The 25,092-nt window shown below is 67.4% G+C and carries 38 protein-coding genes; 35 read left to right on the top strand and 3 right to left on the bottom strand.

What is annotated here, in order from left to right; all coding sequences use genetic code 11:
- Nucleotides 1-63: 63 nt before the first annotated feature.
- From rpsJ to truA, 34 genes are all read left to right on the top strand, one after another.
- Nucleotides 64-372 (top strand): 30S ribosomal protein S10, encoded by a 309-nt coding sequence (rpsJ, locus tag AC5L3X_RS38120; RefSeq protein WP_012887830.1) that lies wholly within the window; start codon nucleotides 64-66, stop codon nucleotides 370-372.
- A gap of 13 nt (nucleotides 373-385) precedes the next feature.
- Nucleotides 386-1,039, top strand: coding sequence for a 50S ribosomal protein L3 (rplC, locus tag AC5L3X_RS38115; protein ID WP_189126395.1), 654 nt, complete (start codon nucleotides 386-388; stop codon nucleotides 1,037-1,039).
- Entirely contained in the window at nucleotides 1,036-1,686 is a 651-nt protein-coding gene (rplD, locus tag AC5L3X_RS38110; RefSeq protein WP_189126394.1) for a 50S ribosomal protein L4, read from the top strand. The genes rplC and rplD overlap by 4 nt, the downstream gene beginning before the upstream one ends.
- Nucleotides 1,686-2,048, top strand: coding sequence for a 50S ribosomal protein L23 (gene rplW / locus AC5L3X_RS38105; RefSeq protein WP_372459743.1), 363 nt, complete (start codon nucleotides 1,686-1,688; stop codon nucleotides 2,046-2,048). Before rplD ends, rplW begins: the two co-directional genes overlap by 1 nt.
- Nucleotides 2,049-2,152: 104 nt before the next feature.
- Nucleotides 2,153-2,989, top strand: coding sequence for a 50S ribosomal protein L2 (gene rplB, locus AC5L3X_RS38100; protein ID WP_189126393.1), 837 nt, complete (start codon nucleotides 2,153-2,155; stop codon nucleotides 2,987-2,989).
- A gap of 11 nt (nucleotides 2,990-3,000) precedes the next feature.
- On the top strand, nucleotides 3,001-3,279 hold the full coding sequence (gene rpsS / locus AC5L3X_RS38095) for a 30S ribosomal protein S19 (protein WP_189126392.1): 279 nt from the start codon (nucleotides 3,001-3,003) through the stop codon (nucleotides 3,277-3,279).
- Between the two features lie 29 nt (nucleotides 3,280-3,308).
- Nucleotides 3,309-3,662 (top strand): 50S ribosomal protein L22, encoded by a 354-nt coding sequence (gene rplV, locus AC5L3X_RS38090; RefSeq protein ID WP_189126391.1) that lies wholly within the window; start codon nucleotides 3,309-3,311, stop codon nucleotides 3,660-3,662.
- Complete coding sequence (gene rpsC, locus AC5L3X_RS38085) at nucleotides 3,662-4,507, top strand: 30S ribosomal protein S3 (RefSeq protein ID WP_494863572.1); 846 nt, start codon at nucleotides 3,662-3,664, stop codon at nucleotides 4,505-4,507. The genes rplV and rpsC overlap by 1 nt, the downstream gene beginning before the upstream one ends.
- 2 nt (nucleotides 4,508-4,509) lie before the next feature.
- Nucleotides 4,510-4,929 carry a 50S ribosomal protein L16 gene (gene rplP, locus AC5L3X_RS38080; protein ID WP_189126389.1) on the top strand — a complete coding sequence of 140 codons (420 nt, stop codon included), beginning with the start codon at nucleotides 4,510-4,512 and terminating at the stop codon, nucleotides 4,927-4,929.
- A gap of 82 nt (nucleotides 4,930-5,011) precedes the next feature.
- Entirely contained in the window at nucleotides 5,012-5,248 is a 237-nt protein-coding gene (gene rpmC / locus AC5L3X_RS38075) for a 50S ribosomal protein L29 (protein ID WP_189126388.1), read from the top strand.
- Entirely contained in the window at nucleotides 5,241-5,534 is a 294-nt protein-coding gene (gene rpsQ, locus AC5L3X_RS38070) for a 30S ribosomal protein S17 (RefSeq protein ID WP_189126387.1), read from the top strand. Before rpmC ends, rpsQ begins: the two co-directional genes overlap by 8 nt.
- A 191-nt stretch (nucleotides 5,535-5,725) precedes the next feature.
- Nucleotides 5,726-6,097, top strand: coding sequence for a 50S ribosomal protein L14 (gene rplN / locus AC5L3X_RS38065; RefSeq protein ID WP_026214151.1), 372 nt, complete (start codon nucleotides 5,726-5,728; stop codon nucleotides 6,095-6,097).
- The gene (gene rplX / locus AC5L3X_RS38060) at nucleotides 6,097-6,405 is read left to right on the top strand and encodes a 50S ribosomal protein L24 (protein WP_436838736.1); all 309 of its coding nucleotides are present in this window, start codon (nucleotides 6,097-6,099) and stop codon (nucleotides 6,403-6,405) included. The genes rplN and rplX overlap by 1 nt, the downstream gene beginning before the upstream one ends.
- Nucleotides 6,405-6,980 (top strand): 50S ribosomal protein L5, encoded by a 576-nt coding sequence (gene rplE, locus AC5L3X_RS38055; RefSeq protein ID WP_189126385.1) that lies wholly within the window; start codon nucleotides 6,405-6,407, stop codon nucleotides 6,978-6,980. The genes rplX and rplE overlap by 1 nt, the downstream gene beginning before the upstream one ends.
- Before the next feature lie 2 nt (nucleotides 6,981-6,982).
- Nucleotides 6,983-7,168 (top strand): type Z 30S ribosomal protein S14, encoded by a 186-nt coding sequence (locus AC5L3X_RS38050; protein WP_189126384.1) that lies wholly within the window; start codon nucleotides 6,983-6,985, stop codon nucleotides 7,166-7,168.
- A 179-nt stretch (nucleotides 7,169-7,347) separates the two neighbouring features.
- The gene (gene rpsH, locus AC5L3X_RS38045) at nucleotides 7,348-7,746 is read left to right on the top strand and encodes a 30S ribosomal protein S8 (RefSeq protein ID WP_106253393.1); all 399 of its coding nucleotides are present in this window, start codon (nucleotides 7,348-7,350) and stop codon (nucleotides 7,744-7,746) included.
- Between the two features lie 16 nt (nucleotides 7,747-7,762).
- Complete coding sequence (rplF, locus tag AC5L3X_RS38040; RefSeq protein ID WP_189126383.1) at nucleotides 7,763-8,305, top strand: 50S ribosomal protein L6; 543 nt, start codon at nucleotides 7,763-7,765, stop codon at nucleotides 8,303-8,305.
- 2 nt (nucleotides 8,306-8,307) lie between these two features.
- Nucleotides 8,308-8,691 (top strand): 50S ribosomal protein L18, encoded by a 384-nt coding sequence (gene rplR / locus AC5L3X_RS38035; RefSeq protein ID WP_189126382.1) that lies wholly within the window; start codon nucleotides 8,308-8,310, stop codon nucleotides 8,689-8,691.
- Between the two features lie 49 nt (nucleotides 8,692-8,740).
- Nucleotides 8,741-9,370, top strand: a complete 630-nt coding sequence (rpsE, locus tag AC5L3X_RS38030; protein ID WP_189126381.1) for a 30S ribosomal protein S5 — start codon at nucleotides 8,741-8,743, stop codon at nucleotides 9,368-9,370.
- A 2-nt stretch (nucleotides 9,371-9,372) separates the two neighbouring features.
- Nucleotides 9,373-9,555: a 50S ribosomal protein L30 gene (rpmD, locus tag AC5L3X_RS38025; protein ID WP_080043226.1), complete on the top strand. Its 183-nt coding sequence runs from the start codon at nucleotides 9,373-9,375 to the stop codon at nucleotides 9,553-9,555.
- A 2-nt stretch (nucleotides 9,556-9,557) separates the two neighbouring features.
- On the top strand, nucleotides 9,558-10,013 hold the full coding sequence (gene rplO, locus AC5L3X_RS38020; RefSeq protein WP_189126380.1) for a 50S ribosomal protein L15: 456 nt from the start codon (nucleotides 9,558-9,560) through the stop codon (nucleotides 10,011-10,013).
- Between the two features lie 165 nt (nucleotides 10,014-10,178).
- Nucleotides 10,179-11,489 carry a preprotein translocase subunit SecY gene (gene secY, locus AC5L3X_RS38015; protein ID WP_494863566.1) on the top strand — a complete coding sequence of 437 codons (1,311 nt, stop codon included), beginning with the start codon at nucleotides 10,179-10,181 and terminating at the stop codon, nucleotides 11,487-11,489.
- The gene (locus AC5L3X_RS38010) at nucleotides 11,489-12,139 is read left to right on the top strand and encodes an adenylate kinase (protein ID WP_189126378.1); all 651 of its coding nucleotides are present in this window, start codon (nucleotides 11,489-11,491) and stop codon (nucleotides 12,137-12,139) included. The genes secY and AC5L3X_RS38010 overlap by 1 nt, the downstream gene beginning before the upstream one ends.
- Before the next feature lie 110 nt (nucleotides 12,140-12,249).
- A complete protein-coding gene (gene map, locus AC5L3X_RS38005; RefSeq protein ID WP_189126377.1) occupies nucleotides 12,250-13,056 on the top strand; it encodes a type I methionyl aminopeptidase in 807 nt (268 codons plus the stop codon).
- 20 nt (nucleotides 13,057-13,076) lie between these two features.
- Nucleotides 13,077-13,511 carry a DUF1707 SHOCT-like domain-containing protein gene (locus tag AC5L3X_RS38000; RefSeq protein ID WP_494863564.1) on the top strand — a complete coding sequence of 145 codons (435 nt, stop codon included), beginning with the start codon at nucleotides 13,077-13,079 and terminating at the stop codon, nucleotides 13,509-13,511.
- A gap of 101 nt (nucleotides 13,512-13,612) precedes the next feature.
- Nucleotides 13,613-14,032 (top strand): hypothetical protein, encoded by a 420-nt coding sequence (locus AC5L3X_RS37995; RefSeq protein WP_494863562.1) that lies wholly within the window; start codon nucleotides 13,613-13,615, stop codon nucleotides 14,030-14,032.
- Nucleotides 14,033-14,362: 330 nt separating this feature from the next.
- Nucleotides 14,363-14,584, top strand: a complete 222-nt coding sequence (gene infA, locus AC5L3X_RS37990) for a translation initiation factor IF-1 (protein ID WP_012887858.1) — start codon at nucleotides 14,363-14,365, stop codon at nucleotides 14,582-14,584.
- Between the two features lie 25 nt (nucleotides 14,585-14,609).
- Nucleotides 14,610-14,723, top strand: coding sequence for a 50S ribosomal protein L36 (gene rpmJ, locus AC5L3X_RS37985; RefSeq protein ID WP_003956441.1), 114 nt, complete (start codon nucleotides 14,610-14,612; stop codon nucleotides 14,721-14,723).
- Between the two features lie 210 nt (nucleotides 14,724-14,933).
- On the top strand, nucleotides 14,934-15,314 hold the full coding sequence (gene rpsM / locus AC5L3X_RS37980; protein ID WP_125644650.1) for a 30S ribosomal protein S13: 381 nt from the start codon (nucleotides 14,934-14,936) through the stop codon (nucleotides 15,312-15,314).
- 48 nt (nucleotides 15,315-15,362) lie between these two features.
- The gene (gene rpsK / locus AC5L3X_RS37975; protein ID WP_020542285.1) at nucleotides 15,363-15,767 is read left to right on the top strand and encodes a 30S ribosomal protein S11; all 405 of its coding nucleotides are present in this window, start codon (nucleotides 15,363-15,365) and stop codon (nucleotides 15,765-15,767) included.
- A gap of 19 nt (nucleotides 15,768-15,786) precedes the next feature.
- The gene (gene rpsD / locus AC5L3X_RS37970) at nucleotides 15,787-16,413 is read left to right on the top strand and encodes a 30S ribosomal protein S4 (RefSeq protein ID WP_189126374.1); all 627 of its coding nucleotides are present in this window, start codon (nucleotides 15,787-15,789) and stop codon (nucleotides 16,411-16,413) included.
- A gap of 105 nt (nucleotides 16,414-16,518) precedes the next feature.
- Nucleotides 16,519-17,535 carry a DNA-directed RNA polymerase subunit alpha gene (locus tag AC5L3X_RS37965; protein WP_189126373.1) on the top strand — a complete coding sequence of 339 codons (1,017 nt, stop codon included), beginning with the start codon at nucleotides 16,519-16,521 and terminating at the stop codon, nucleotides 17,533-17,535.
- Nucleotides 17,536-17,685: 150 nt separating this feature from the next.
- Nucleotides 17,686-18,225: a 50S ribosomal protein L17 gene (gene rplQ / locus AC5L3X_RS37960; protein WP_189126372.1), complete on the top strand. Its 540-nt coding sequence runs from the start codon at nucleotides 17,686-17,688 to the stop codon at nucleotides 18,223-18,225.
- Nucleotides 18,226-18,318: 93 nt separating this feature from the next.
- Nucleotides 18,319-19,197 (top strand): tRNA pseudouridine(38-40) synthase TruA, encoded by an 879-nt coding sequence (gene truA, locus AC5L3X_RS37955; protein ID WP_494863558.1) that lies wholly within the window; start codon nucleotides 18,319-18,321, stop codon nucleotides 19,195-19,197.
- On the opposite strand, the gene AC5L3X_RS37950 is transcribed toward truA, so the two are convergent.
- From AC5L3X_RS37950 to AC5L3X_RS37940, 3 genes are all read right to left on the bottom strand, one after another.
- Entirely contained in the window at nucleotides 19,162-21,687 is a 2,526-nt protein-coding gene (locus tag AC5L3X_RS37950; protein ID WP_494863557.1) for a hypothetical protein, read from the bottom strand. The genes truA and AC5L3X_RS37950 overlap by 36 nt on opposite strands.
- Before the next feature lie 961 nt (nucleotides 21,688-22,648).
- The gene (locus AC5L3X_RS37945; RefSeq protein ID WP_494863555.1) at nucleotides 22,649-23,569 is read right to left on the bottom strand and encodes a hypothetical protein; all 921 of its coding nucleotides are present in this window, start codon (nucleotides 23,567-23,569) and stop codon (nucleotides 22,649-22,651) included.
- A 24-nt stretch (nucleotides 23,570-23,593) separates the two neighbouring features.
- Nucleotides 23,594-24,337, bottom strand: a complete 744-nt coding sequence (locus AC5L3X_RS37940; RefSeq protein ID WP_494863554.1) for a CAP domain-containing protein — start codon at nucleotides 24,335-24,337, stop codon at nucleotides 23,594-23,596.
- Nucleotides 24,338-24,647: 310 nt separating this feature from the next.
- On the opposite strand from AC5L3X_RS37940, the gene rplM reads away from it, so the two are divergent.
- Nucleotides 24,648-25,091, top strand: a complete 444-nt coding sequence (gene rplM, locus AC5L3X_RS37935) for a 50S ribosomal protein L13 (RefSeq protein WP_189126367.1) — start codon at nucleotides 24,648-24,650, stop codon at nucleotides 25,089-25,091.
- The last annotated feature ends 1 nt before the right edge of the window (nucleotide 25,092 follow it).

The following is a 25,092-nucleotide window of genomic DNA, read 5'->3' as shown; positions in this document are numbered from 1 at the left end:
TGAACAGCGGCAACAGGCCGCACGATACTTTTTCAGACGACAGCGAAGGACACCGAGGCCATTATGGCGGGACAGAAGATCCGCATCCGGCTTAAGGCCTATGACCACGAGGTCATCGATAGCTCGGCCAAGAAGATCGTCGAGACGGTGACGCGGACTGGCGCGAAGGTCGCGGGCCCGGTGCCGCTGCCGACCGAGAAGAACGTGTACTGCGTCATCCGCTCGCCGCACAAGTACAAGGACAGCCGCGAGCACTTCGAGATGCGCACGCACAAGCGGCTGATTGACATCATCGACCCGACGCCCAAGACGGTTGACTCGCTCATGCGGCTCGACCTCCCCGCGGGCGTCGACATTTCGATCAAGCTCTGAGGGACACACTGACATGGCTAAGACGATCAAGGGCGTCCTGGGCAAGAAGCTCGGCATGACCCAGGTCTTCGACGCGGACAACCGGATGGTTCCGGTCACCGTGGTCGAGGCCGGTCCGTGTGTGGTGACCCGGGTCCGCACCGCTGACAAGGACGGCTACTCCGCCGTCCAGCTCGGCTTCGGGCAGGTCGACCCCCGGAAGGTCAACAAGCCGCTCGGCGACTACCTGCGTAAGCACGACATCACCCCGCGCCGTTACTTCGCGGAGATCCGCACCGACGACGCGAGCGACTACACCCTGGGCCAGGAGCTGCTGGCCGACACCTTCGAGGCCGGCCAGTTCGTCGACGTGACGGGCAAGAGCAAGGGCAAGGGCTTCGCCGGTGTCATGAAGCGTCACGGCTTCAAGGGCCTGAGCGCGTCGCACGGTACGCAGCGCAAGCACCGCTCGCCGGGTTCCATCGGTGGCTGCGCCACCCCGGGCCGCGTATTCAAGGGGCTTCGCATGGCTGGTCGGATGGGTAACGTCCGCACCACCGTGCAGAGCCTGAAGGTTCACGCCGTCGACGCCGAGAAGGGCCTCATCCTGATCAAGGGTGCGATCCCCGGCGCCAACGGCAGCCTGGTCCTCGTCCGCACCGCTGCCAAGAAGGGGGCTGCCAAGTGACCAGCAGTATTGACGTCCTCGACGCCAGCGGCGCCAAGGCCGGCACCGTCGACCTGCCCGAGGACATCTTCGGGGCCAAGGTCAACGTGCCGCTGATCCACCAGGTGGTCGTGGCCCAGCTCGCCGCTCGCCGGCAGGGCACCCACAAGGCCAAGACCCGTGGTGAGGTCAGGGGCGGTGGCAAGAAGCCGTACCGCCAGAAGGGCACCGGCCGGGCCCGTCAGGGTTCGACCCGCGCGCCGCAGTTCGCCGGCGGTGGCGTCGTCCACGGTCCGGTTCCGCGTGACTACTCGCAGCGGACGCCCAAGAAGATGAAGGTCGCCGCTCTGCGTGGCGCCCTGTCCGACAGGGCGGCCGGCGGTCGCGTGCATGTGGTGAGCGGTCTGGTCACCGGTGAGACGCCGAAGACCAAGTCGGCGCTGCAGGCCCTCCGCAAGATCACCCAGTCCAGGACCGTCCTCGTCGTGGTCGACGAGGCCGATGAGCTGACCTGGATGAGCCTGCGCAACGCTCCCGAGGTCCACCTGCTGGACGTCGGGCAGCTCAACACCTACGACGTGCTCTGCCACGACGACGTGGTCTTCACTCAGGAGGCGTACGACCAGGTCGTGGCGCGGCTGAGCCAGGGCGGGAAGGAAGACGCCTGATGGAAGGCAACAACGACCAGCAGGACGTCGCCCAGGCCGCCGAGAAGTCCAAGGGCCGTCTGGTCCGGGTCTCCGACCCGCGCGACGTCATCATCAAGCCGGTCGTCTCTGAGAAGAGCTACGGCCTGATCGATGAGAACAACAAGTACACGTTCCTGGTGAAGAAGACCGCGAACAAGACCCAGATCAAGATCGCGGTCGAGCAGATCTTCGGGGTCAAGGTCACCAGCGTGAACACGATCAACCGGCAGGGCAAGCGCAAGCGCACCCGCACCGGTTTCGGCAAGCGACCCGACACCAAGCGCGCGATCGTGAGCCTGGGTGGGGACGATCGGATCGACATCTTCGGTCAGATCGGCTAGCAGCCATAGAAGTTGAGCGGGCCGTACGGTCCGTAAGGGCGGAGACCGCCGCATTTCGGTGCGGCGGGCTCACCCATGTAACCGACGAAGGATGAACGAAAAAGATGGGCATCCGTAAGTACAAGCCGACGACCCCGGGTCGCCGCGGGTCGAGTGTCTCGGACTTCTCCGAGATCACCCGCAGCACGCCCGAGAAGTCGTTGCTTGCGCCCCTTCACGGCAAGGGCGGCCGCAACGTACACGGCCGGGTCACCGCACGCCACCAGGGCGGCGGTCACAAGCGCGCCTACCGGATCATTGACTTCCGGAGGCATGACAAGGACGGCATTCCGGCGAAGGTCGCTCACATCGAGTACGACCCCAACCGCACTGCCAACATCGCTCTGCTCCACTACGCCGACGGCGAGAAGCGCTACATCATCGCGCCGACGGGCCTCAAGCAGGGTGACCGCATCGAGAACGGCCCCGCGGCCGACATCAAGCCGGGCAACTGCCTGCCGCTGCGCAACATCCCGACCGGTACCTTCATCCACGCGGTGGAGCTCCGTCCGGGCGGCGGCGCCAAGCTCGGCCGTTCCGCGGGCGCCCAGATCCAGCTGCTCGCGAAGGAAGGCCAGTACGCCACGCTGCGTATGCCGTCCGGCGAAATGCGCATGGTAGACGTGCGCTGCCGGGCCTCGGTCGGCCAGGTCGGCAACGCCGAGCAGGCCAACATCAACTGGGGCAAGGCCGGCCGCATGAGGTGGAAGGGCAAGCGCCCGACCGTCCGCGGTGTCGCGATGAACCCCGTCGACCACCCGCACGGTGGTGGCGAGGGCAAGACCTCCGGTGGTCGCCACCCGGTGAACCCGAAGGGCAAGCCCGAGGGCCGCACCCGCCAGGCGAACAAGTCCAGCGACCGGCTGATCATCCGTCGTCGTAGCAAGAGGAAGAAGCGGTAGGAGCAGCCGAAATGCCACGTAGCCTTAAGAAGGGTCCCTTCGTGGACGACCACCTCGCCAAGAAGGTGGACGCCCAGAACGAGAAGGGCACCAAGAACGTCATCAAGACGTGGTCGCGGCGCTCCATGATCGTGCCGGACATGCTCGGGCACACGATCGCCGTACACGACGGCCGCAAGCACGTCCCGGTGTTCGTCACCGAGTCGATGATCGGCCACAAGCTGGGAGAGTTCGCGCCCACGCGCACCTTCCGCAGCCACGTCAAGGATGACCGCCGCAGCCGGCGATGAACAGCCTTCAGAAGTAAGAGGAGTAAGCGATGGAAGCCAGGGCTCAGGCGCGGTTCGTCCGCGTCACGCCCCAGAAGGCCCGCCGCGTGGTGGACCTTATTCGCGGGCTGCCCGCTTCGGAGGCGCAGGCCGTGCTGCAGTTCGCTCCCCAGTCGGCGAGCGAGCCGATCTTCAAGGTGCTCTCGAGCGCCATGGCGAACGCAGAGCACAATTTCGATCTCGACCCGCAGTCGCTCGTCGTGAGCCGCGCGTGGGTCGACGAGGGCCCGACGCTGAAGCGGTTCCGTCCGCGTGCCCAGGGTCGTGCCTATCGGATCAACAAGCGGACGAGCCACATCACCGTGATCGTGGAGTCCCGCGAGCCGAAGGGAAGGACCCGATAGTGGGCCAGAAGGTTAACCCGCACGGGTTCCGCCTCGGCATCACGACCGACTTCAAGAGCCGGTGGTACGCCGACAAGCTGTACAAGTCGTACGTCGCTGAGGACGTGGCGATCCGTCGCATGCTGCAGAAGGGCATGGAGCGGGCCGGCATCTCCAAGGTGGAGATCGAGCGTACGACCGACCGCGTCCAGGTCGACATCCACACCGCGCGTCCGGGCATCGTCATCGGCCGCCGCGGCGCCGAGGCCGACCGCATTCGCGGCGACCTGGAGAAGCTGACCAAGAAGCAGGTTCAGCTCAACATCCTCGAGGTGAAGAACCCCGAGATCGACGCCCAGCTCGTCGCGCAGGGTGTCGCCGAGCAGCTCTCCAGCCGTGTCTCGTTCCGCCGCGCCATGCGCAAGGCGATGCAGTCGGCCATGAAGAGCGGCGCCAAGGGCATCCGGGTCCAGTGCTCGGGTCGTCTGGGCGGCGCCGAGATGTCGAGGTCGGAGTTCTACCGCGAGGGTCGTGTGCCGCTGCACACGCTGCGCGCGGACATCGACTACGGCTTCTACGAGGCCCGCACCACCTTCGGCCGCATCGGCGTGAAGGTGTGGATCTACAAGGGTGAGGCTCCGACGAGCCGCGCCGAGCGTGAGGCGGCTGCCGCCGGTGCTCGTGCCGGCCAGCGTCGCGAGCGTGACGACCGTAGGGGTGGCGGCGGCGACCGTCCCCGTCGTGGTGGCGCCGGTGGCGCTCGCCGTGGCGGTGGCCGCACCGAGCGCGCCCCCAGGACCGAGGCGGCCGCGCAGGCCGCCCCTGAGACCGGCCCGGCTGCGCAGCCGGGTGCTGAAGGGAGCTGACCATGCTGATCCCGCGCAGGGTCAAGCACCGCAAGCAGCACCGGCCCGACCGCAGTGGCGCCGCCAAGGGCGGCACCAGGGTCGTGTTCGGCGAGTTCGGCATTCAGGCGATTGAGCACTCCTACGTGACCAACCGCCAGATCGAGTCGGCTCGTATTGCGATGACCCGTCACATCAAGCGTGGTGGAAAGGTGTGGATCAACATCTACCCCGACCGCCCGCTGACCAAGAAGCCGGCCGAGACCCGCATGGGCTCCGGTAAGGGTTCGCCCGAGTGGTGGATCGCCAACGTCAAGCCGGGGCGCGTCATGTTCGAGCTTTCTGGTGTCGCCGAGCCGATTGCCCGTGAGGCACTCACTCGCGCCATCCACAAGCTCCCCATGAAGTGCAAGATCGTTAAGCGTGAAGTTGGTGACGCCTGATGTTCGCTGCGCGAACCACAAGCTCCCCATGCAGCGCCGATGAAACCAGCAAGATCGTTAAGCGTGAAGTGGGTGAGGCGTGATGGCTAAGAGCCTGACCGCCGGCGAGCTGCGGGTGGAGGACCAGGACACCCTGGTCCAGAAGCTCAAGGAAGCCAAGGAGGAGCTGTTCAACCTCCGCTTCCAGGCAGCGACCGGACAGTTGGAGAGCCACGGGCGGCTGCGTGCCGTCCGCCGCGAGATCGCCCGTATCTACACCGTGATGCGCGAGCGCGAGCTTGGCATCATCACGGTCGAGAAGGAGACGAGCGATGGCTGAGACCGAGACCACCGAGATCACCGAGACGAACGACGCGCGGAAGTTCCGCAAGGTCCGTGAGGGCCTGGTCGTGAGCGACAAGATGGACAAGACCGTCGTCGTCGCCGTCGAGGACCGCGTCAAGCACCGTCTGTACGGCAAGGTCATCCGCCGTACGACCAAGTACAAGGCGCACGACGAGGCCAACGCCTGTGGCGTGGGCGACCGCGTGCTCCTGATGGAGACTCGTCCGCTCTCCGCCACCAAGCGGTGGCGGGTCGTCGAGATCCTCGAGAAGGCCAAGTAACGCCTTCTCGGATATATACCGCGCCTCGTGGGGGGTGGAGACACCCCCCATGACGGTGTCCAAGGACGCGAGGCCACGACGGCTCGCGTCGCCTGCGGTGCGGCCCCCCGGGGCTGTGGCCGGAGGAACAAGACAACAGCAGGTTCCGCCAGGCTCAGAGATGAGAACCGGCGCGACTAACAGGAGTGAACGTGATCCAGCAGGAGTCGCGGCTCAAGGTCGCCGACAACACGGGTGCCAAGGAGATTCTCTGCATCCGTGTTCTCGGTGGCTCGGGCCGACGCTACGCCGGTATCGGCGACGTGATCGTCGCCACTGTCAAGGACGCGCTGCCCGGCAGCACGGGCGTCAAGAAGGGCGATGTGGTCAAGGCCGTCATCGTCCGCACGGTCAAGGAGCGCCGCCGGCCTGACGGCTCCTACATCCGCTTCGACGAGAACGCCGCCGTCATCATCAAGGACAGCGGCGACCCTCGCGGCACCCGTATCTTCGGCCCGGTGGGCCGTGAGCTGCGCGACAAGAAGTTCATGCGCATCATCTCGCTCGCGCCGGAGGTGCTGTAATGCCGAAGCTGCATGTGAAGAAGGGTGACCTCGTCCAGGTCATCGCCGGTAAGGACAAGGGTGCCAAGGGTCGTGTGATCGCGACTCACCCGCGCGAGGACCGCGTGGTGGTCGAGGGCATCAACATGATCAAGAAGCACACCAAGGAGACCCACCAGGGTCCGCGCGGCGCCAAGACCGGCGGCGTGCAGACCATGGAGGCTCCCATCCACGTGAGCAACGTGAAGAAGCTCAAGGACGACAAGCCCGCGGACAAGCCCGCCGACAAGAAGGCCGACAAGGCCGACGAGACGGGTGAGGACAGCTGATGACTGCCACGACCACTGAGACCGAGCGTCCGACGCCGCGCCTCAAGACGAAGTACCGCGAGGAGATCGCGGCCCAGCTTCGTGAGGACTTCGGCATCGAGAACGTCATGCAGATCCCCGGCCTGGTGAAGATCAAGGTCAACATGGGTGTCGGCGAGGCGGCTCGCGACTCGAAGCTCATCGAGGGCGCTGTCCGCGACCTCACGGTGATCACCGGCCAGAAGCCGGCCGTCGTCCGGGCCCGCAAGTCCATCGCGCAGTTCAAGCTGCGCGAGGGCATGCCGATCGGCGCGCACGTCACGCTTCGCGGCGACCGGATGTGGGAGTTCCTCGACAGGCTGCTGTCGCTGGCTCTGCCCCGCATCAGGGACTTCCGCGGTCTGTCGCCCAAGCAGTTCGACGGCAACGGCAACTACACCTTCGGACTGACCGAGCAGGTCATGTTCCACGAGGTCGACCAGGACAAGGTCGACCGGCCGCGGGGCATGGACATCACGGTCGTGACCACCGCGAAGAACGACGAACAGGGCCGGGCGCTGCTGAAGCTCCTCGGGTTCCCCTTCAAGGAGGCCTGATCATGGCGAAGAAGTCGCTGATCGCCAAGGCGAAGCGTAAGCCGAAGTTCGAGGTCCGGGCCTACACCCGGTGCACCCGCTGTGGCCGGCCCCGCGCCGTCTACAGGAAGTTCGGGCTCTGCCGCGTGTGCTTCCGCGAAATGGCACACCGGGGCGAGCTGCCTGGCATCACCAAGTCCAGCTGGTAGTTACCCTTGGGGGCGGGCTGCGTTCGCGCAGGGCCGTCCCCGACGGTGCGCCAGCCGTACATATTCAGAAATCAGATTCCGGGTGCTCTCGACGAGAGTGCCCATGACCACGCCGAAGGTCCACCGGCAGAGCATCGCGCTTGGCCGACTGGAAACCGCGGCGAGGAAGGCCACTGGCCATGACGATGACCGACCCCATCGCAGACATGCTCACGCGTCTGCGTAATGCGAATTCGGCGTACCACGAAAGCGTGTCGATGCCGTACTCGAAGATCAAGGCGCACATCGCCGAGATCCTCCAGCAGGAGGGTTACATCCAGGCTTGGACCGTCGAAGACGCCAAGGTTGGCAAGAACCTCGTGGTGGAGCTCAAGTTCGGCCCGACCCGTGAGCGGTCGCTCGCGGGCCTGCGCCGGGTCTCCAAGCCCGGTCTGCGGGTCTATGCGAAGAAGGACAACCTGCCTCGAGTGCTGGGAGGGCTGGGCGTCGCGATCATCTCGACCTCGGCCGGTCTCATGACCGACAAGCAGGCCGGCAAGCGTGGTGTGGGCGGGGAAGTCCTCGCCTACGTCTGGTAGAGGGGAGGAACACAGCATGTCACGAATCGGACGGCTGCCCATCCCTGTGCCGAATGGCGTAGACATCACGATCGACGGCCGCGATGTCCAGGTCAAGGGCCCGAAGGGCACGCTTTCTCACACGGTCGCCGAGCCCATCACCGTGGCTCGCGATGACGACGGCGCGATCGCCGTCACCCGGCCCAACGACGAGAACAAGGTCCGCGCGCTGCACGGCCTGTCCCGTACGTTGATCGCCAACATGGTGCAGGGCGTCACTCAGGGTTACTCCAAGACCCTTGAGATCGTCGGCGTCGGTTACCGCGTCCAGGCCAAGGGCCCGACGCAGCTGGAGTTCGCACTGGGCTTCAGTCACCCGGTCATCATCGACGCCCCCGACGGCGTCACCTTCCGCGTCGAGAAGCCGACGCTGTTCCACGTGGACGGCATCGACAAGCAGAAGGTCGGCGAGGTCGCGGCCAATATCCGCAAGTTGCGCAAGCCTGACCCGTACAAGGGCAAGGGCGTGCGTTACCAGGGCGAACAGATCCGCCGCAAGGTCGGAAAGGCTGGTAAGTAGGCATGGCTCCGAAGACTGCGTTCGGCAAGCACACGGCTGCCCGCACCGTCTCGCGGGCCCGTCGTCACCGCCGCGTCCGCAAGAACATCGTCGGTACGGCCCAGCGTCCGCGCCTGGTCGTCAACCGCTCGACCCGTCACCTGTTCGTGCAGATCGTGGACGACAGCGTCGGCCACACGCTGGTGAGCGCGTCCACCATGGACGCCTCGCTGCGCACGCTGGAGGCGGACAAGACCGAGAAGGCCAAGAAGGTCGGCGAGCTCCTCGCTCAGCGGGCCAAGGAAGCCGGGATCACCGCTGTGGTCTTCGACCGCGGTGGCAACCGCTACGCCGGCCGCATCGCGGCTCTGGCGGACAGCGCCCGTGAGAGCGGGCTCGAGTTCTGATGCGGGCCCGGGGATCACAACTGATGGCAACTGAGATGAGGAACCACTGATGGCTGCAGCTCCGCGTCGCGGTGGCGGCACCGGTGGCGAGCGGCGGGACCGTCGTGACGATCGCCGCGGTGGCGCCGCCGACAAGGGCGTCTCGTACATCGAGCGCGTAGTGAAGATCAACCGAGTGGCCAAGGTCGTGAAGGGTGGTCGTCGCTTCAGCTTCACCGCCCTGGTCGTCGTGGGTGACGGCAACGGCCTGGTCGGCGTCGGCTACGGCAAGGCCAAGGAAGTGCCCGCGGCCATCGCCAAGGGCGTCGAAGAGGCGAAGAAGCACTTCTTCAAGGTGCCTCGGATCCAGGGCACCATCCCGCACACCGTGCAGGGTGAGGAGGCGGCCGGTGTCGTCTTCCTGCGTCCGGCCTCCGCCGGTACCGGTGTCATCGCCGGTGGCCCGGTGCGCGCCGTGCTGGAGTGCGCCGGCATCCACGACGTGCTGTCCAAGTCGCTCGGCTCCGACAACCCGATCAACATCGTGCACGCCACCGTGGCGGCTCTGAAGGGCCTGTCGCGCCCCGAGGAGATCGCGGCTCGCCGTGGACTGCCGATCGAGGACGTGGCTCCGGCTCGCATGCTCAAGGCTCAGCGCGAGGGCATGGCCGAGGCAGCGGCCGCGAAGGCGGTGAGCTAGTCATGGCACGCCTGAAGATCACTCAGGTTCGCTCGAAGATCGGTGGCAAGCAGAACCAGCGTGACTCGCTGCGTTCGCTTGGCCTGAAGCGAATCGGCGACGTCGTCGTCAAGGAGGACCGCCCCGAGATTCGCGGGATGGTCTCCGTGGTGACGCACCTCGTCGAGGTGGAAGAGGTCGACTAGTCATGACTGACAAGGCTCCGCTCAAGATTCACGATCTGCGTCCGGCTCCGGGCGCCAACAAGGCCAAGGTCCGCAAGGGCCGTGGCGAGGCGTCCAAGGGCAAGACCGCCGGTCGCGGCACCAAGGGCAGCCGCGCCCGCACCACGGTTCCCCTCGGCTTCGAGGGTGGCCAGGTGCCGCTGCAGAGGCGTCTGCCCAAGCTCAAGGGCTTCTCCAACGCCCTGTTCAAGACGACCTATCAGGTCGTCAACCTGGACAGGCTCGGTGAGCTCTTCCCCGAGGGTGGCGACGTCACCGTCGAGACGCTGGTGGCCAAGGGTGCCGTCCGCAAGAACCAGCTGGTGAAGGTGCTCGGCACGGGTGAGATCTCCGTCGCGGTCAACGTGCAGGCTCACGCCTTCTCGGCCGCCGCGAAGGAGAAGATCGCCGCAGCCGGTGGCTCCGTTACCGAGCTGTAAGAGCTATTACGAGGCGTGGGGGTTCCGGCAATGGGCTCCCACGCCCGTAGTGCGTTAGAGTTCGCGAGACGACTGGCTTTGTTCGGCTCGTTGACCTGAGACTTCAGATCGCAGATCCCCGCACATCGCATACTCACACCGCCTTTTAGGCGCGCAGGAGGGACCGTGCTGACCGCGTTTACCCGGGCGTTCCGGACCCCGGACCTGCGCAAGAAGTTGCTCTTCACCCTGGGCATCATCGCGCTGTTCCGTCTTGGCTCGGTTCTGCCGACTCCCGGCGTTCACGTCGAGAATCTGGCGGCCTGTTTCGATCAGGCCCGCACTGGCGACACCGGCAACATCTACGGGATGGTGCAGCTGTTCAGCGGCGGCGCCCTCCTGAAGCTTTCGGTGTTCGCGCTCGGCATCATGCCGTACATCACCGCGAGCATCATTCTCCAGCTACTCGTCGTCGTGATTCCCCGTCTTGAGGCGCTCAAGAAGGAAGGGCAGTCCGGTCAGACCAAGATCACGCAGTACACGCGTTATCTGACCATTGGTCTCGGTGTCCTGCAGTCGACGGCTTTCATCGCGCTGGCGCGTTCGGGCCAGCTTTTCCCCAACTGTCAGCAGAACGTGCTGATCGCGCCTGACGACATTTTCTCGGTCGTCACGATGGTCATCATCATGACCGCCGGCACCTCTGTGATCATGTGGCTGGGCGAGCTGATCACCGACCGCGGGGTCGGCAACGGCATGTCCATCCTGATCTTCACCTCTGTCGTCTCGGTCTTCCCATCCGAGCTCGCCAACATCTTCCAGGCGAACAAGTTCACCTTCGCCGTCGTCCTCGTGGTCGGCATCTTCATGATCGCCGCCGTGGTCTTCGTCGAGCAGGCTCAGCGCCGCATTCCGGTGCAGTACGCCAAGCGGATGGTCGGGCGCCGGATGTACGGCGGCACGTCCACGTACATCCCGCTGAAGGTCAACCAGGCCGGTATCATCCCGGTCATCTTCGCCTCCTCCCTGCTCTACCTGCCGCAGTTGGTGACCTCGCTGTTCGCCAACGCCGAGAACCCCAATGCCGTCGTGCAGTGGATCTCGCAGAACCTGGCCACGGGCGACACCCCCATCTACATGGCCACCTTCTTCCTCTTGATCGTCTTCTTCACTTACTTCTACGTGTCCATCACTTTCAACCCCACTGAAGTCGCGGACAACATGAAGAAGTACGGTGGGTTCATTCCGGGCATCCGCCCGGGCCGGCCGACGGCTGAATACCTGGGCTTCGTGCTCAACCGTCTGACCGCGCCCGGCGCGCTCTATCTGGGTCTGATCTCCATGGTCCCGATCGTCGCGCTGGCGGTGGCCGGAGCTAGCCAGAACTTCCCGTTCGGAGGGACGAGCATTCTGATCATGGTTGGTGTCGGCCTGGACACGGTCAAGCAGATCGAGAGTCAGCTTCAGCAGCGTAACTACGAAGGCTTCCTGCGGTAGTGCGTCTCGTTCTGGTAGGGCCCCCCGGAGCGGGAAAAGGGACGCAGGCCCAGTACATCGCATCTAACCTGTCCATCCCGAAGATTTCGACAGGTGACATCTTCCGTGCCAATGTCTCCGGCGGCACGGATCTCGGCAAGCTCGCCAAGACCTACATGGACCGCGGTGACCTGGTGCCCGACAAGGTCACCATCGCCATGGTCCGTGATCGCCTCTCGGAGGACGACGCGCAGGACGGGTTTCTGCTCGACGGCTTTCCGCGCAACGTGGCACAGGCCGAGATCCTGCGCGACATGCTCAAAGACTGGGGCCAGGCGCTCGACCTGGTGCTGGAGCTGGTCGTCGACGACGACGAGGTCGTCAGGCGGCTGGCTGGGCGGCGCACGTGCAGCCAGTGTGGCCGCATCTGGCATGTGGAGTTCGACGACAAGCAGGACGACAGGTGTGACGCCTGCGGTGGCACCCTGTTCCAGCGTGACGATGACAAGGAAGACACCGTCAGGCACCGCCTGGAGGTCTATCAGGAGCAGACGTCACCGCTCATCGCCTACTACGCCGACGAGGGCATCCTCGTCGGTGTCGACGCGACGGGTCCGGTCGAGGAGGTCACTCAGCGAGCCATGGAGGCGATTCGCCCGTTCATGGGATAGCTCCGATGACCGACTGCGGAGGTGGCACGGTATTCCGTGCCACCTCGCGGCTATTGTGGGGGAATTAGACTCCCGCCTCTGCCCGTTGACACCCTGGGGGTTCGCCGAACGTGTTCAAGAAGAACAGACATGGAATACAGATCAAGTCGGCCGAGCAGCTCGAGAAGATGCGCGCGGCCGGTCTTGTCGTCGGGCGCACGCTGGAGTTGCTCAGGCGCTCGGTCGAGCCGGGCATGACGCCGCTCGACCTCGACGTCATCGCCGAGAAGGCGATCAGGGACGAGGGCGCGATCCCCTCCTTCAAGGGCTACCAGGGTTTTCCCGCGACGATCTGCGCCTCGGTCAACGACGAGGTGGTGCACGGCATCCCGACCAACGTCCGCAAGCTGCGTGAAGGCGATCTCATCTCGATCGACTGCGGCGCGATCCTCGACGGCTGGCACGGCGACTCCGCCGTTACGGTGGGCGTCGGCGAGGTCGATCCCGAGCTCACGGAGCTGATGCGGGTCACCGAGGAGTCGATGTGGCGGGGCATCGCGGCGCTGGAGGTGGGCCGCCGGCTCTCGGACATCGGTCACGAGATCGAGAAGTTCGTCAGGTCGCAGGGCCGTAGGTTCGGCATTCCGCAGGAGTACGGCGGCCACGGCATCGGCACCGAGATGCACATGGACCCGTGGATCGCCAACCACGGCAAGCCCGGCAAGGGCCCGGTGCTGGAGGCGGGCATGTGCCTGGCCATCGAGCCCATGGTCAACCTCGGCACCGACCGGACCCGCGTGCTCGCCGACGACTGGACCGTTGTGACGATGGACGGGAAGCCCTCCGCGCACTTCGAGCACAGCGTCGCGGTGACACATAATGGTCCTTGGGTGCTAACCGCCCTCGATGGGGGCAAAGAGCGCTTGGCGCAGCTGTAGAACTAGCCTGGAGTGTGGGTATGGCACAGACCCCCGAGATGCGTGCCTCCGACGTCGACCGCGACCGGGTGGCGGCCGTACTCCGTGAGCACACCGCTCAGGGCCGCATCACGATGGACGAGTTCCACGAACGGCTGGAGCAGCTCTACAAGAGCAAGACGTACGGTGAGCTGGCCCATCTGACCGCCGATCTTCCCGACGTCGACCTGCGCCATCGTCAGGTGGCCAAGGTGCCGGCCAGTCCCGCGACGAAGCCGGAGATGCACTCGGGGATGAAGGCCGCCTGGGGCGCGTGGGCCATGGCCAGCTCGATCAACTGGGTGATCTGGCTGATCGTCAGCGTCACGTCGGGGAATCTGATCTATCCCTGGCCGATGTGGGTGATGGGTCCGTGGGGGGCGGTGCTGCTGGTGAGCAGCATTTTCGGGAGCGGTGGAAGCTCGCGGAAGCAGTGAACTGTGCACTAGTGCATTGTGTGCATTCGTCCACAGATCGGAGCTGCGGACCTTCCTAACGTGAGGGGTGTCGAGAAGCACCGACTCACTGGAGGAACCACATGCGCAAGATCCTTGCGGCCGCAGCCCTCGCCGGTTCGATCGCCGCCGGACTGTCCCTCGCCGCTCCCGCCCAGGCCGCCACCGCCACGGCGACCGTCGCCGCCCCCGTCTCCGCGCAGACGGCTCCGGTCCACAAGTGGGGCAAGTACTACTCCTCGAACCACAAGGCCTACAACTACGGCCACACCTGGAAGTCGAACGGCAAGGTCTACACGAAGTGGTACGGCAAGGAGTCGACGAGTAAGCACGGCTACGTCTGGTTCAAGTACTACTCGAACGGCAGCTGGCACAAGTTCTACCGGAAGTGGAACGGATCGCACAGCGAGACCTGGGCCCGAGGCGGCGTCAAGAAGGTCTACACCTACACCTGCTGGGGCAGCCCCTCCAAGTACTGCGGTCCGTCGCACCGCATCTACTAGATCTCCCAGGTCGCATTCGTCAGGTCGTCGATCTGGCAAGGCCCGCCGGTTTCCCCGGCGGGCCTTACGCATGCGGGGCCGAACCGTATGGAGACCCGGCGAATGGCTTACGTGTACGGAGCCTTGGGGTAAACTGATCCGTGGTTGTGTCAGGACACCTGGCACGCGTTTCGCGTTCTTGGCTCAGGTGTCGTACACTCCTTAGTCGGCTCACTATGACTCATCACGCGTCGGCGGTCTTTGCCGATCGCCGCTCTCTTCGAAGCGTGAGGTCGCGGCTGCTTAGTGAACCGGAGCCTCAGACGACCGATCAGTGAAACGCGAGGGATTTTGGCCAAGAAAGACGGCGCCATCGAGATCGAGGGCACTGTGGTTGAGTCGCTCCCGAACGCCATGTTCCGGGTGCAGCTCGACAACGGCCATAAGGTCCTGGCCCACATCAGCGGACGGATGCGGATGCACTACATCCGGATCCTGCCCGACGACCGGGTAGTCGTGGAACTGAGCCCCTATGACCTGAGTCGTGGGCGGATCGTCTACCGATACAAGTAAGAGCGTCTGAGGAACACGAAGGACAATGAAGGTAAAGCCGAGCGTTAAGAAGATCTGCGACAAGTGCAAGGTGATTCGCCGGCACGGTCGCGTCATGGTGATCTGCGACAACCTGCGCCACAAGCAGCGTCAGGGTTAGTCGCCGCAAGGCTTCTCCGAGTCCGCCCCAGACGGGAGCGGGCTCGACGCATGAGGAGCCTGAGTCAGCAATAGCGCGTCACATCTGAGCAGGCGGTGCGAGCCGAACCGTTCAGAAGACCCCCGGTCGGAGGCCGGGGCCCTCACCCCGGGCATGGGGAGGGGACGTGAGGCGCAAGACCTCCGCCACAACGAAGGAGAATGCCCGACCATGGCTCGCCTGGTTGGCGTCGACCTCCCCCGCGAAAAGCGGCTGGAGATCGCTCTTACCTACATCTACGGAATCGGCCGCACCCGCGCCCAGGAGATTCTCCAGGCCACCGGTGTCAGCGGCGACCTTCGCGTGCACCAGCTCTCCGACACCGAGCTCGTTCCGATGCGTGACTACATCGAGGCGAACTTCAAGATCGAGGGTGACCTGCGCCGCGAGGTCCAGGCCGACATTCGTCGCAAGATCGAGATCGGTTGCTACCAGGGCATCCGGCACCGCAAGGGCCTGCCCGTCCACGGCCAGCGCACCCAGACCAACGCGCGCACCCGCAAGGGCAAGAAGAAGACCGTGGCCGGCAAGAAGAAGCCCGGTAAGAAGTAGTAGTCCGAGCAGCCGCAGGACCGAAGACCTCAGGAGTGAAGGCAAAGGATGCCTCCTAAGAGCCGTCAGGGTGCGCCGAAGAAGGTGCGCCGCAAGGAAAAGAAGAACGTCGCTCACGGGCACGCCCACATCAAGAGCACGTTCAACAACACGATCGTCTCGATCACCGACCCGAACGGGAACGTGATCTCCTGGGCCAGCGCCGGCCACGTGGGTTTCAAGGGCTCCCGTAAGTCCACCCCGTTCGCCGCTCAGATGGCCGCCGAGAACGCTGCCCGCCGGGCCATGGAGCACGGCATGCGCAAGGTCGACGTCTTCGTCAAGGGCCCCGGCTCCGGCCGTGAGACCGCGATCCGCTCCCTCCAGGCCACCGGCCTCGAGGTCGGTTCGATCCAGGACGTCACGCCGGTTCCGCACAACGGCTGCCGTCCGCCGAAGCGCCGCCGCGTCTGATTCCAGGAGATATTGAGAAATGGCTCGTTACACGGGCGCGGACTGCAAGCTCTGCCGTCGCGAGAAGACCAAGCTCTTCCTCAAGGGCAGCAAGTGCGAGTCCGCCAAGTGCCCCATCGAGATCCGTCCTTACCCGCCGGGTGAGCACGGCCGCGGACGTCCCAAGGAGTCCGAGTACCAGCTTCAGCTTCGCGAGAAGCAGAAGACCCGTCGCATCTACGGCGTCCTCGAAAAGCAGTTCCGCAACTACTACGAGGAAGCCGCGGGCAAGAGCGGCAAGTCGGGTGAGGTTCTCCTCCAGATCCTGGAGAGCCGCCTCGACAACGTCGTCTACCGCGCCGGGTTCGCCCAGTCGCGTGACGCCGCTCGCCAGCAGGTCCGTCACGGTCACATCACCGTGAACGGCAAGAAGGTCGACATCCCCTCGTACCGCGTGCGCGAGCACGACATCATCGAGGTCCGTGAGACCAAGCGCAACCTGCTGCCCTACGAGGTGGCCCGCGCCACCGCCGGCGACCGCACGGTCCCGGCCTGGCTCGGCGTCGTGCCCGAGAAGCTCCGTGTCCTGGTTCACCAGCTGCCGGTTCGCCAGCAGATCGACACCCAGGTCCAGGAGCAGCTCATCGTCGAGTACTACTCGAAGTAGTCACTCGCCTGCTGGTTCGCGTGCGGGAGACCGCACGCGGGCCAGGGTTGTTCATCGGAGTGGCGTCATATAGCGGGCGCCACACGAAAAGGGGAGATCCCACAGATGCTGATCGCTCAGCGCCCGACTCTTCTCGAGGAGTCGATCGACGACACCCGGTCCCGGTTCGTCATCGAGCCGCTGGAGCCGGGCTTCGGCTACACCATCGGCAACTCGCTCCGCCGCACGCTGCTGTCGTCCATTCCGGGCGCGGCCGTGACGAGCATCCGGATCGAGGGCGTGCTGCACGAGTTCTCGACCGTTCCGGGGGTCAAGGAGGATGTCACCGACATCATCCTCAACCTCAAGGAGCTGGTCGTCTCGTCCGAGCACGACGAGCCGGTCGTGATGTACCTCCGCAAGCAGGGCCCGGGTGAGGTCACCGCCGCCGACATCGCGCCTCCGGCCGGTGTCGAGGTGCACAACCCCGAGCTGCGCATCGCCACGCTCAACGGCAAGGCGAAGCTGGAGATGGAGCTGACCGTCGAGCGCGGTCGCGGCTACGTCTCCGCCGCCCAGAACAAGCAGCCCGGCCAGGAGATCGGTCGCATTCCGATCGACTCGATCTACTCCCCGGTGCTGAAGGTCACGTACAAGGTCGAGGCGACCCGAGTCGAGCAGCGCACCGACTTCGACCGGCTCATCCTCGACGTCGAGACCAAGCCGGCCATGAAGCCCCGCGACGCGGTGGCCTCGGCCGGTAAGACCCTCGTTGAGCTGTTCGGCCTGGCCCGCGAGCTCAACGTCGAGGCCGAGGGCATCGACATCGGCCCGTCGCCGACCGATGCCGCTCTGGCCGCCGACCTGGCGCTGCCGATCGAGGAGCTCAACCTCACCGTCCGGTCGTACAACTGCCTCAAGCGCGAGGGCATCCACACCGTGGGTGAGCTCGTCGCCCGCAGCGAGCAGGACCTTCTCGACATTCGTAACTTCGGTGCGAAGTCCATCGAAGAGGTCAAGCAGAAGCTGCACGAGATGTCGCTGGCGCTCAAGGACTCCCCGCCCGGGTTCGACCCGAGCGCGGTGGCCGGTGCCGGTTACGACGACGACGACAGCGCGTACGTCGAGACGGAGCAGTACTAGCAGGTTCACCCGCGCGGGCCCCAGGTCCTCGCGGGCTCCGCGGGGCCCGGCCCTGCGGACTGGTTGATCTGACAGGGGCCGTGCGAGCGGCCCCCGTCCCCGACTCCGGTACCTCGTACGGCCGGAGCGGTTAACTCCAAGGAGAGAGAAATGCCCAAGCCCAGCAAGGGCGCGCGTCTCGGCGGCAGCCCGGCGCACGAGCGGCTGATTCTGGCGAACCTCGCCACCGACCTGTTCCGCCACGGCCGGATCCGCACCACGGTGACCAAGGCCAAGCGCCTTCGGCCGCTGGCGGAGCGCCTGATCACCAAGGCGAAGAAGGGCGACATCCACAACCGTCGCCAGGTGCTCACCGTTGTCAAGGACAAGGGCGTCGTCCACCACCTCTTCACCGAGATCGCGACGACGTTCGCCGAGCGTCCCGGCGGCTACACCCGCATCACCAAGATTGGCGCGCGCAAGGGTGACAACGCCCCGATGGCCGTCATCGAGCTGGTGACCGAGCCGCTGAAGTCGGTCAGCGTCTCGCGTACCGAGGCTCCCGCGGCCAAGACCGAGGAGAGCGCGGCCCCGGCCGCCGAGGTCGAGGAGACCGAGGCTCCGGCCGCGGAGGCCAAGGAGGCGCCCGCCGCCGAGTCGGCCGAGGCCCCCGCTGAGGCTCCGGCCGAGGCGAAGAAGGACGAAGCCTGATCCGTCAGGCAGCCGAACCGGGTCCGGACCCCATCGCGGGGTTCCGGGCCCGTTTCTCGTTGATCGGCCGCGCACAGTTTCTGGAGGAAGTTCGTGGTACGGCTCCGCCTCGACCTCGGGTATGACGGCACCGGCTTCTCCGGATGGGCCCGTCAGCCGAACCGGCGTACCGTGCAGGGCGAGATCGAGCAGGCACTTGGCAGGATCCTGCGGCTGGCCGAGCCAGCCTCGCTGACCGTGGCCGGGCGGACGGACGCGGGCGTGCACGCGCGGGGCCAGGTGGCGCACGTGGACCTTCCGGTGGAGGCGCTGGCCGAGCTTGACCGGAGCACTGGGCCCGCGTCCGTGGATGAGCGGCTCGCTGCGCTCGTGCGACGCCTGGCCGGGGTTCTGGCTCAGGATGTGCGGGTTCATCGCGTCTCGGTGGCTCCTGAGGGCTTTGACGCGCGTTTCTCCGCTCTGTCCCGCCGCTACGCGTACCGGGTGTGCGATGCGCCCGGCGGCGGCGATCCGCTGCGCCGCCACGAGGTCGTCTGGCACAACCGGCCGCTCGACGTCGACGCGATGAACGCCGCGGCCGTGCGTCTGAGGGGCGAGCACGACTTCGCGGCGTTCTGCAAGAAGCGCGAGGGGGCCACCACGATCAGGGAGCTGCAACGGCTCGACTGGGTGCGCCGCGATGACGGCCTGCTGGTCGCCACCGTGGTCGCCGACGCGTTCTGCCATTCGATGGTGCGGGCCCTCGTGGGCTCACTGCTGGCCGCCGGTGACGGCCGACGGCCGGTGGAGTGGCCCGGCCAGGTGCTGACGCGGGCCGTACGGGACTCCGGCGTGCATGTGGCGCCCGCGCACGGGCTGTGCCTGGAAGAGGTGACGTATCCGCCGGATGACCGGCTCGCGGCGCGCGCCGCCGCGACGCGGCGGGTGCGCACCGCGTCAGCCGCCCGCGATGCGCCGCTCGAGCACGAGTGACATCTGGTCGCGGAAGGCGTCGCTCACCTTGCCGAGCGTCTTGTCCTTCGCCGCGGGCGTGTGGCCGTCGGCGTAGGTGGCGTAGCTGAACACGATGTAGCGGCCCCAGACCAGGCCCGCCGCGTAGCCGCCCGCGATGTGCACACGCTCGCCGCCCGTGCCCGCCGGTCCGGGGAGCGCGCGGAACCACAGGTTGCGGGAGAGGTTCTTGGTCTCGTCGGCGCGCAGGGCGGCGTCCCTCGTGGGGAGCACGGCGATGCCGGTGGTCACCGCGTAGCGGCGCTTGGTGTCGACGTACGTGGCGCGCAGCACCCGGCTGCACTTCTGATCGCTCAGCGCCTCAGCGAACGGGCCCGACGCGGCCTTCGCGCACTTGGGCTCCAGGTGGGTCTTGACTCGGGCGAACTGCGCGCCGCCGGCTGCCACCTTCTTCTTCGGGAACGCCTCGGAGAGCGAGAGTTTGCGCGGGTCGGTGTCCTCGGAGTTGAGCATGGCGGCCGCGGGAGGACTGGGCTCGGCCGTGGTGGGCGGCGCAGAAGTGGCCGTCACGGTCGGCGCCGGCGGCTGGGTGGCCGTCGCCGCGGGGGGCGGAGGCGTGCTCAGCGACTTGTAGGCGAAGAAACCGCCCGTCGCGACGCCCGCCAGGACCAGCACGCCCAGCGTGGCGAACAGCGCCTGCCTGCTCTTGCCAGGCTGCTTGGCGGCGGGTGGCTGGCCCGGCTGTTGCGGGAACGCGACCGGCGGGTGGACGGTGGGGCCCTGGGGCGGGGTCGGCAGGTCGTACGCGGCCGGCTGCAGGGGCACCGGGACCCTGGCCGGGGCGGGCTTCTGGCCCCACACCTCGGGGCTGAAAGGCAGCTCGGGGAGTTGCTCCTCCTGGCGTTGCTCCTCGGTCTGCGGCGCGGGGGGCCAGGAGTCGGACCTCAGCACGGTCGGCTGCGTGTCGGGGCCCGTCACCTCAGGCAGCTCGGAAGGGCCGGGCTTGGGGCGGGAGGAGGCGCGGAGCTCCGATCGTGCCGTCGACGGCCGGTTGCCGGACGGGGACGCGGGCGAGCCGGCTCCTGGGTCTTCCGGCGCGGTGGGCTCGGCGCCTGCCGGGGCGGGCAGCTCGGAGGTGTTCCTGATCCCGGGCGTGGCGGCCTGGGCGTCGGGCTGGGGCGTGACGGGTTCGGGCGTGGCGGGTTCGGGCGTGCCGGTGGCGGTGCCGGTGCCGGTTGGCGAGGACGGCGGTGGGGCGGGGGGCTCGCCCTTGGACTGGGGGCGAGGGGGCCAGGGCTTGGACCGGGAGGTCGCCGGGGGAGTCTGGGCCGGTGGCGATGCGGGGGCCGGGAGGTCGGCCACCGGCATGGGGCCAGTGTCGGACTGGTGCGTGGTGCGTGGGGCGGGGGGCCAGACGGGGATGTCGCCAGGCGCGGGCAGGTGCGGCCTGCCAGGGGCCGTGGCCTTCGGGGCCGAAGGGGGTGCGCCCGTCGGCGTGGACGGTTGACTGGACAGTGGCGCGCCGGTGGGCGTGGACGGTTGACTGGACAGTGGTGCGCCGGTGGGCGTGGACGGTTGACTGGACGGTTGACTGGACGGTGGTGCGCCGGTGGGTGTGGCTGGCTGGGCGGATGAGAGTGCGCCGGTCGGCTCGGTCGGCTGGCCCGCGGGCGGGTTGCCGCCGTGAGTCTGGACGGGCGGCGTGCCGCCGCCGGCGGGCTGCTGTCCGGCCGGCGTCTCGCCGCTCGCGGTGGGATGTGGGGCTGATGGGGTGGCGCTCTCGGCGAGGTGGTGTCCCGGGGGCGGGCTGGCGCCCGATACGGGGGACTGTACGGCTGGTGTGTCGCTTCCGCCACCAGGGTGCCCGGGGGTGCTGATCCCAGCGGGGGCGGCGGGCCCGACGGGGTCTGGGGTGGTCGTGTTGGGGCCGAAAGGGTGAGGGGCGGTGGAGTCGGTGGCCGGGTGGCCTGCCCGAGGGCGGTCCGGCTCTGTGCCTGGGGGGCCTGGCCGAGGGCGGTCTGGCTGTGCGCCTGGGTGGCTTGGCCCTGGGCGGTCCGGCTCGGACGCCTCTGCCTCGTCCAGACCGGGCACGGGCTCTCCCGTGGCGGCCGGCCACGGGGGCATCACGGGAGGGTCGGCCACGGGGGCGGGCCACACCCGCATGCCGGCCGCGGCCGCCGTGAAAGCGGGCGGCGGCTCCCAGGAAGGCGCCCCCGGCACCACGGGGGCGGCTCCCCACGGCGCCTGCTCGTCGGTCGCGTAGGGCACCGGTGGCTCGTCCGTCCAGGTGGTGACGTCCTCGGGGGCGGCCTCGCGGGCGCGATGCTCGGGATCGGTGGCGCCCGCGAACCAGTCGTAGGGGGCGGCGTCGTCCTCGGGCACCTCCCAGGGCTGCGCGCCAGGGAAGACGGGGAGCACGGGCGGGTCGCTCTCGTCCTGCTCGCGGCTCTCGTGCTCGCGGCTCTCGTCCTGCTCGCGGCTCTCGGGCGCGCGGGGCGAGGGCAACGGCATGGCTGGACGGGGGATCCGTGCCTCGGCCGTGGTCTCGGTGTCGCTGGGTGGGGGCGTCTGCCCGGACTGGGACGGTGCCCAGCCCCGGGGAGGGCTCACGCCTGGCTGTGGCGCGGAGGAAGGCGGAGGTCCTGCCTGGTGGGGGCCCGTACTGGACTCGGACGGTGACCAGCCGTGAGAAGGGGGCACGACCGGCTCGGGGCCGGAGGGTGTGCCGGGGGCGGCTTCGGAGGGCGTCCGGTCCTGGAGGGGGGCCGCGCCGGGCTCGGGGATGGACGGCGTGTGTGAAGCGCCTGTGCCGGGTTCCGGCGTGGACGGAGCCCATGAGCCGCCCCCGCCGGAGCCCGGCGCCGGGTGCCAGGTGGTGTCCGGGGCGGGTGGTGGAGAGGTGTTGGCGGGACGGCCGGGGGTGGGCGATGGGCCGACGTTCGGGTGGAGCGGGGGTGGCGGTGGCCCCCAGGAGGACGAGGGGGAGGGAGTGGGGGCGGCCTGAGGGGGCGGGGTGGTGCCGAGGACAGGGGGTGTCCAGGAGGTGTCGGGGTCGGGCTCTCGCGCGGGTGGGGCCGGGTCAGGGGAGAGGGCGGCGCTGACCCCCAGGACGGGGAGGGTCCAGGAGATGCCCTCGCCGGGCTCAAGGGTGAGCGGGACCTGGTGAGCGGGCGAGGTGACGCCGGACTCCGGGGTGGACGGTGTCGGGTCCGGGGGGAGCGCGTGAGGCGATGGCCCGCTCGCCGCCACCGAGGGTGGCGGCGGGGGCTGCTCTGAGGGCTGGCCGAAGCTCGGAGGTGGCGTCCCCGGCGCTGCCGAGCCGTCGGCTTCCCTACGATCGTGCTCAGACCCAGGTTCCTGGCCACGCATAAGGGCGAGCCTAGCGAGAGACACGAGATCGTCATGCCGGTATGTGCGTTCCCGGCCGGATCGGACGCCCGGTTTGTGATCTTAACGAGCCGAAATGGCTATTTCAGGTCGCCGGAAAACCGGTCAGCGTCCGGGCGTCGAGAGCTTTGAAGACGGTCGCCTTGGTGATGTCCGTTGCCGCCTGGAAGATCACCTTGGACCCCTTGGAGTCGGGTTTGACGCCGTCCTTGTTCTGGAACCAGATCATGACCGCGTAGTGGCCGTGCATCCACACCTTGGTGCCGCCGCTGCCCGAGCCGACGAACTTGGTGACCTCGTCCTTGCCGGCGAGTGGCTTGACGTAATTGGCGTCGTTGCCGACGGAGGCCGCCTTGGTCGCGGTCTTGCTCGACTTGAGGTTGGCCACGCCGACCGTGCCGATCACCTTGCCGCTCTTGTCACGGAAGCTGGCCCGGATGAGCTGCGTGCACTTGCCGCTCTTGAGCGCCTTCAGCAGCTTGTCGCCCACGGCCCCGTCGGCGCACTTCTTGAGCTTGCTGGTGACCGTCATCTCGTAGGAGCGGCCCGAGACGGCGAACTTCTTCTTGGGGAAGAGTTCCTTGACCGTCAGCGGCTCGGGGTCCGTGGTGCGTTCGGCCGCATAGCTGTACTTTCCGGGCGGCGCCGACGGCAAGGGCGCGGACGTGCGCCTGCCCTCTCCTGTGGCGGCGGGGTCGGCCGGACCGGACTTCATCATCACGACGAGCCCGCCGGCGAGCAGGGCCAGCACCCCGACGCCGCCGAGGGTGAACCACAGTGGCCCGCGCGAGCGCTTGCCCTCGGCGTAGGGGCTCCAGGTCTCGGCGCGCGGCCCGGCCTCCTCCGGCTTGGCGTCGCCGGCGGCCTCGGGGCCCTTCGTGCCCTCCTCGCGGTCACCGTGCTGCTTACGGGGACTGAAGACACTCTCGGTCTCGTCCTCGCGCTTCTTCCGGAACCGGCGGGGGGTGCTCTCCGTGCTGCTCTCACGGTCCTCGGGAAAAACCATGCGGGCGAGACTATCGCGAAGGTGTCAGGAATATCCGAAGTCTTGGGTCCACCAGGGGCCGCCGGGACCGGCGACCACGCCGACGCCGATGGCCGTGATTTTGCAGTTGAGGATGTTCTGCCGGTGGTCGCGGCTGTCGAGCCAGCCGCGGACCGCCTCTTCGGCACTGGAGTAGCCGCGGCCGATGTTCTCGGCGGCGCCCGCGGGGTATCCGGCGCGCTCCATGCGGTCCCACGGGGAGCTGCCGTCGGGGGAGTCGTGGGCGAACTTCCCGCTCCTGGCCATTTCCAGCGAGTGGATCCGGGCGGCGCGGGCCAGCCTGGCGTCGACCCTGAGCCGGCCGCATCCGTGCTTGGCACGGGCGGCGTTGGTGAGGGAGACGACTCGGGCCGCCATGGACGGTGACGCCTGGAACGTCTCCTCGCCCAGCACGCGGGTGGGGTCATCGGCGGTGTAGCCGTCGATCAGGTCGGTGGACGACGGGGTCGGCTTGGGCCTCGTCCGGCTGTGCGGCACGGCCGCGGTCGTCTGCCGGGGGATGCGGCCCGCGTAGGGCTGCGCCGTCTTGGGCGACGGCGTGGCCGTGGGGACGGCGGACGGCGCGGTCTCCTGGAGGTAGATGTGGCCGGCCGGCTCGACGTCGTCGCTCGCCCGCCCGAGCAGCACGCCCATGAAGAAGAGCGCGGCCATGAGGCAGGCCAACACGCCCAGATGGCTCCGGCGCCGTGCGCTCCGCTGGGTGTGCCGGGTGTGAGAGGTCTGCCACATACCGCAGTCAACGATAGAGATGTGAGGTACTGGTGATGAAGGGAATGGCGGGAACCGAAATAGAACCGTTCTGTGGTCGGGTAGACTCGACGAGGGTTACCGGTATTTTGACCAGCGCCTGCGAGGGCGGGTAACCTGAACGTTCGTTGTGTGCATAGGTCCAGCGAGACCGATGCGCGGCGCGTCCGGCGTCATCTCCCATTCTCTGTGGAGACGGAAGGTCCGGGCCGTCGTGTGCCCGCACCGACCGACCCCAGCGCTGCCGCATCCGGCAGCGCGCCGAAGACGCGAGCATAAGAAGGCTACGACCGTGCGCACGTACTCACCGAAGCCCGCCGACGTCCAGCGTCAGTGGTACGTCATCGACGCGACCGATGTCGTGCTGGGCCGGCTGGCCAGCCACGTCGCGATCCTGCTCCGCGGCAAGCACAAGCCGATCTTCGCCAACCACGTCGACACCGGTGACTTCGTCATCGTCATCAACGCGGACAAGATCGCGCTCACCGGCAACAAGCTGGAGCAGAAGAAGGCCTACCGCCACTCGGGCTACCCGGGTGGTCTGCGTTCCGTGAGCTATGGCGAGCTCATGGAGAAGCGGCCCGACAAGGCCGTCGAGAAGGCCGTCAAGGGCATGCTGCCCAAGAACTCCCTCGGCCGGAAGATGGCCAAGAAGCTGAAGGTCTACGCGGGTTCCGAGCACCCGCACCAGGCCCAGCAGCCGGTGCCGTTCGAGATCACCCAGATCGCCCAGTAGA

The sequence above is a fragment of the Nonomuraea sp. CX421 genome (assembly GCF_059358955.1).
The sequence above is the reverse complement of the archived record's forward strand: the minus strand, read 5'-3'. Positions and strand labels throughout refer to the sequence as shown.

Bases quoted from the DNA above. Each gene is read 5' to 3' on its own strand.
- rpsJ (WP_012887830.1), top strand. From the start codon at position 64: ATGGCGGGACAGAAGATCCGCATCCGGCTTAAGGCCTATGACCACGAG.
- rplC (WP_189126395.1), top strand. From the start codon at position 386: ATGGCTAAGACGATCAAGGGCGTCCTGGGCAAGAAGCTCGGCATGACC.
- rplW (WP_372459743.1), top strand. From the start codon at position 1,686: ATGGAAGGCAACAACGACCAGCAGGACGTCGCCCAGGCCGCCGAGAAG.
- rplB (WP_189126393.1), top strand. From the start codon at position 2,153: ATGGGCATCCGTAAGTACAAGCCGACGACCCCGGGTCGCCGCGGGTCG.
- rpsS (WP_189126392.1), top strand. From the start codon at position 3,001: ATGCCACGTAGCCTTAAGAAGGGTCCCTTCGTGGACGACCACCTCGCC.
- rplV (WP_189126391.1), top strand. From the start codon at position 3,309: ATGGAAGCCAGGGCTCAGGCGCGGTTCGTCCGCGTCACGCCCCAGAAG.
- rplP (WP_189126389.1), top strand. From the start codon at position 4,510: ATGCTGATCCCGCGCAGGGTCAAGCACCGCAAGCAGCACCGGCCCGAC.
- rpmC (WP_189126388.1), top strand. From the start codon at position 5,012: ATGGCTAAGAGCCTGACCGCCGGCGAGCTGCGGGTGGAGGACCAGGAC.
- rpsQ (WP_189126387.1), top strand. From the start codon at position 5,241: ATGGCTGAGACCGAGACCACCGAGATCACCGAGACGAACGACGCGCGG.
- rplX (WP_436838736.1), top strand. From the start codon at position 6,097: ATGCCGAAGCTGCATGTGAAGAAGGGTGACCTCGTCCAGGTCATCGCC.
- rplE (WP_189126385.1), top strand. From the start codon at position 6,405: ATGACTGCCACGACCACTGAGACCGAGCGTCCGACGCCGCGCCTCAAG.
- AC5L3X_RS38050 (WP_189126384.1), top strand. From the start codon at position 6,983: ATGGCGAAGAAGTCGCTGATCGCCAAGGCGAAGCGTAAGCCGAAGTTC.
- rpsH (WP_106253393.1), top strand. From the start codon at position 7,348: ATGACGATGACCGACCCCATCGCAGACATGCTCACGCGTCTGCGTAAT.
- rplF (WP_189126383.1), top strand. From the start codon at position 7,763: ATGTCACGAATCGGACGGCTGCCCATCCCTGTGCCGAATGGCGTAGAC.
- rplR (WP_189126382.1), top strand. From the start codon at position 8,308: ATGGCTCCGAAGACTGCGTTCGGCAAGCACACGGCTGCCCGCACCGTC.
- rpsE (WP_189126381.1), top strand. From the start codon at position 8,741: ATGGCTGCAGCTCCGCGTCGCGGTGGCGGCACCGGTGGCGAGCGGCGG.
- rpmD (WP_080043226.1), top strand. From the start codon at position 9,373: ATGGCACGCCTGAAGATCACTCAGGTTCGCTCGAAGATCGGTGGCAAG.
- rplO (WP_189126380.1), top strand. From the start codon at position 9,558: ATGACTGACAAGGCTCCGCTCAAGATTCACGATCTGCGTCCGGCTCCG.
- AC5L3X_RS38000 (WP_494863564.1), top strand. From the start codon at position 13,077: ATGGCACAGACCCCCGAGATGCGTGCCTCCGACGTCGACCGCGACCGG.
- AC5L3X_RS37995 (WP_494863562.1), top strand. From the start codon at position 13,613: ATGCGCAAGATCCTTGCGGCCGCAGCCCTCGCCGGTTCGATCGCCGCC.
- rpmJ (WP_003956441.1), top strand. From the start codon at position 14,610: ATGAAGGTAAAGCCGAGCGTTAAGAAGATCTGCGACAAGTGCAAGGTG.
- rpsM (WP_125644650.1), top strand. From the start codon at position 14,934: ATGGCTCGCCTGGTTGGCGTCGACCTCCCCCGCGAAAAGCGGCTGGAG.
- rpsK (WP_020542285.1), top strand. From the start codon at position 15,363: ATGCCTCCTAAGAGCCGTCAGGGTGCGCCGAAGAAGGTGCGCCGCAAG.
- rpsD (WP_189126374.1), top strand. From the start codon at position 15,787: ATGGCTCGTTACACGGGCGCGGACTGCAAGCTCTGCCGTCGCGAGAAG.
- AC5L3X_RS37965 (WP_189126373.1), top strand. From the start codon at position 16,519: ATGCTGATCGCTCAGCGCCCGACTCTTCTCGAGGAGTCGATCGACGAC.
- rplQ (WP_189126372.1), top strand. From the start codon at position 17,686: ATGCCCAAGCCCAGCAAGGGCGCGCGTCTCGGCGGCAGCCCGGCGCAC.
- AC5L3X_RS37950 (WP_494863557.1), bottom strand. From the start codon at position 21,687: ATGCCGTTGCCCTCGCCCCGCGCGCCCGAGAGCCGCGAGCAGGACGAG.
- AC5L3X_RS37945 (WP_494863555.1), bottom strand. From the start codon at position 23,569: ATGGTTTTTCCCGAGGACCGTGAGAGCAGCACGGAGAGCACCCCCCGC.
- AC5L3X_RS37940 (WP_494863554.1), bottom strand. From the start codon at position 24,337: ATGTGGCAGACCTCTCACACCCGGCACACCCAGCGGAGCGCACGGCGC.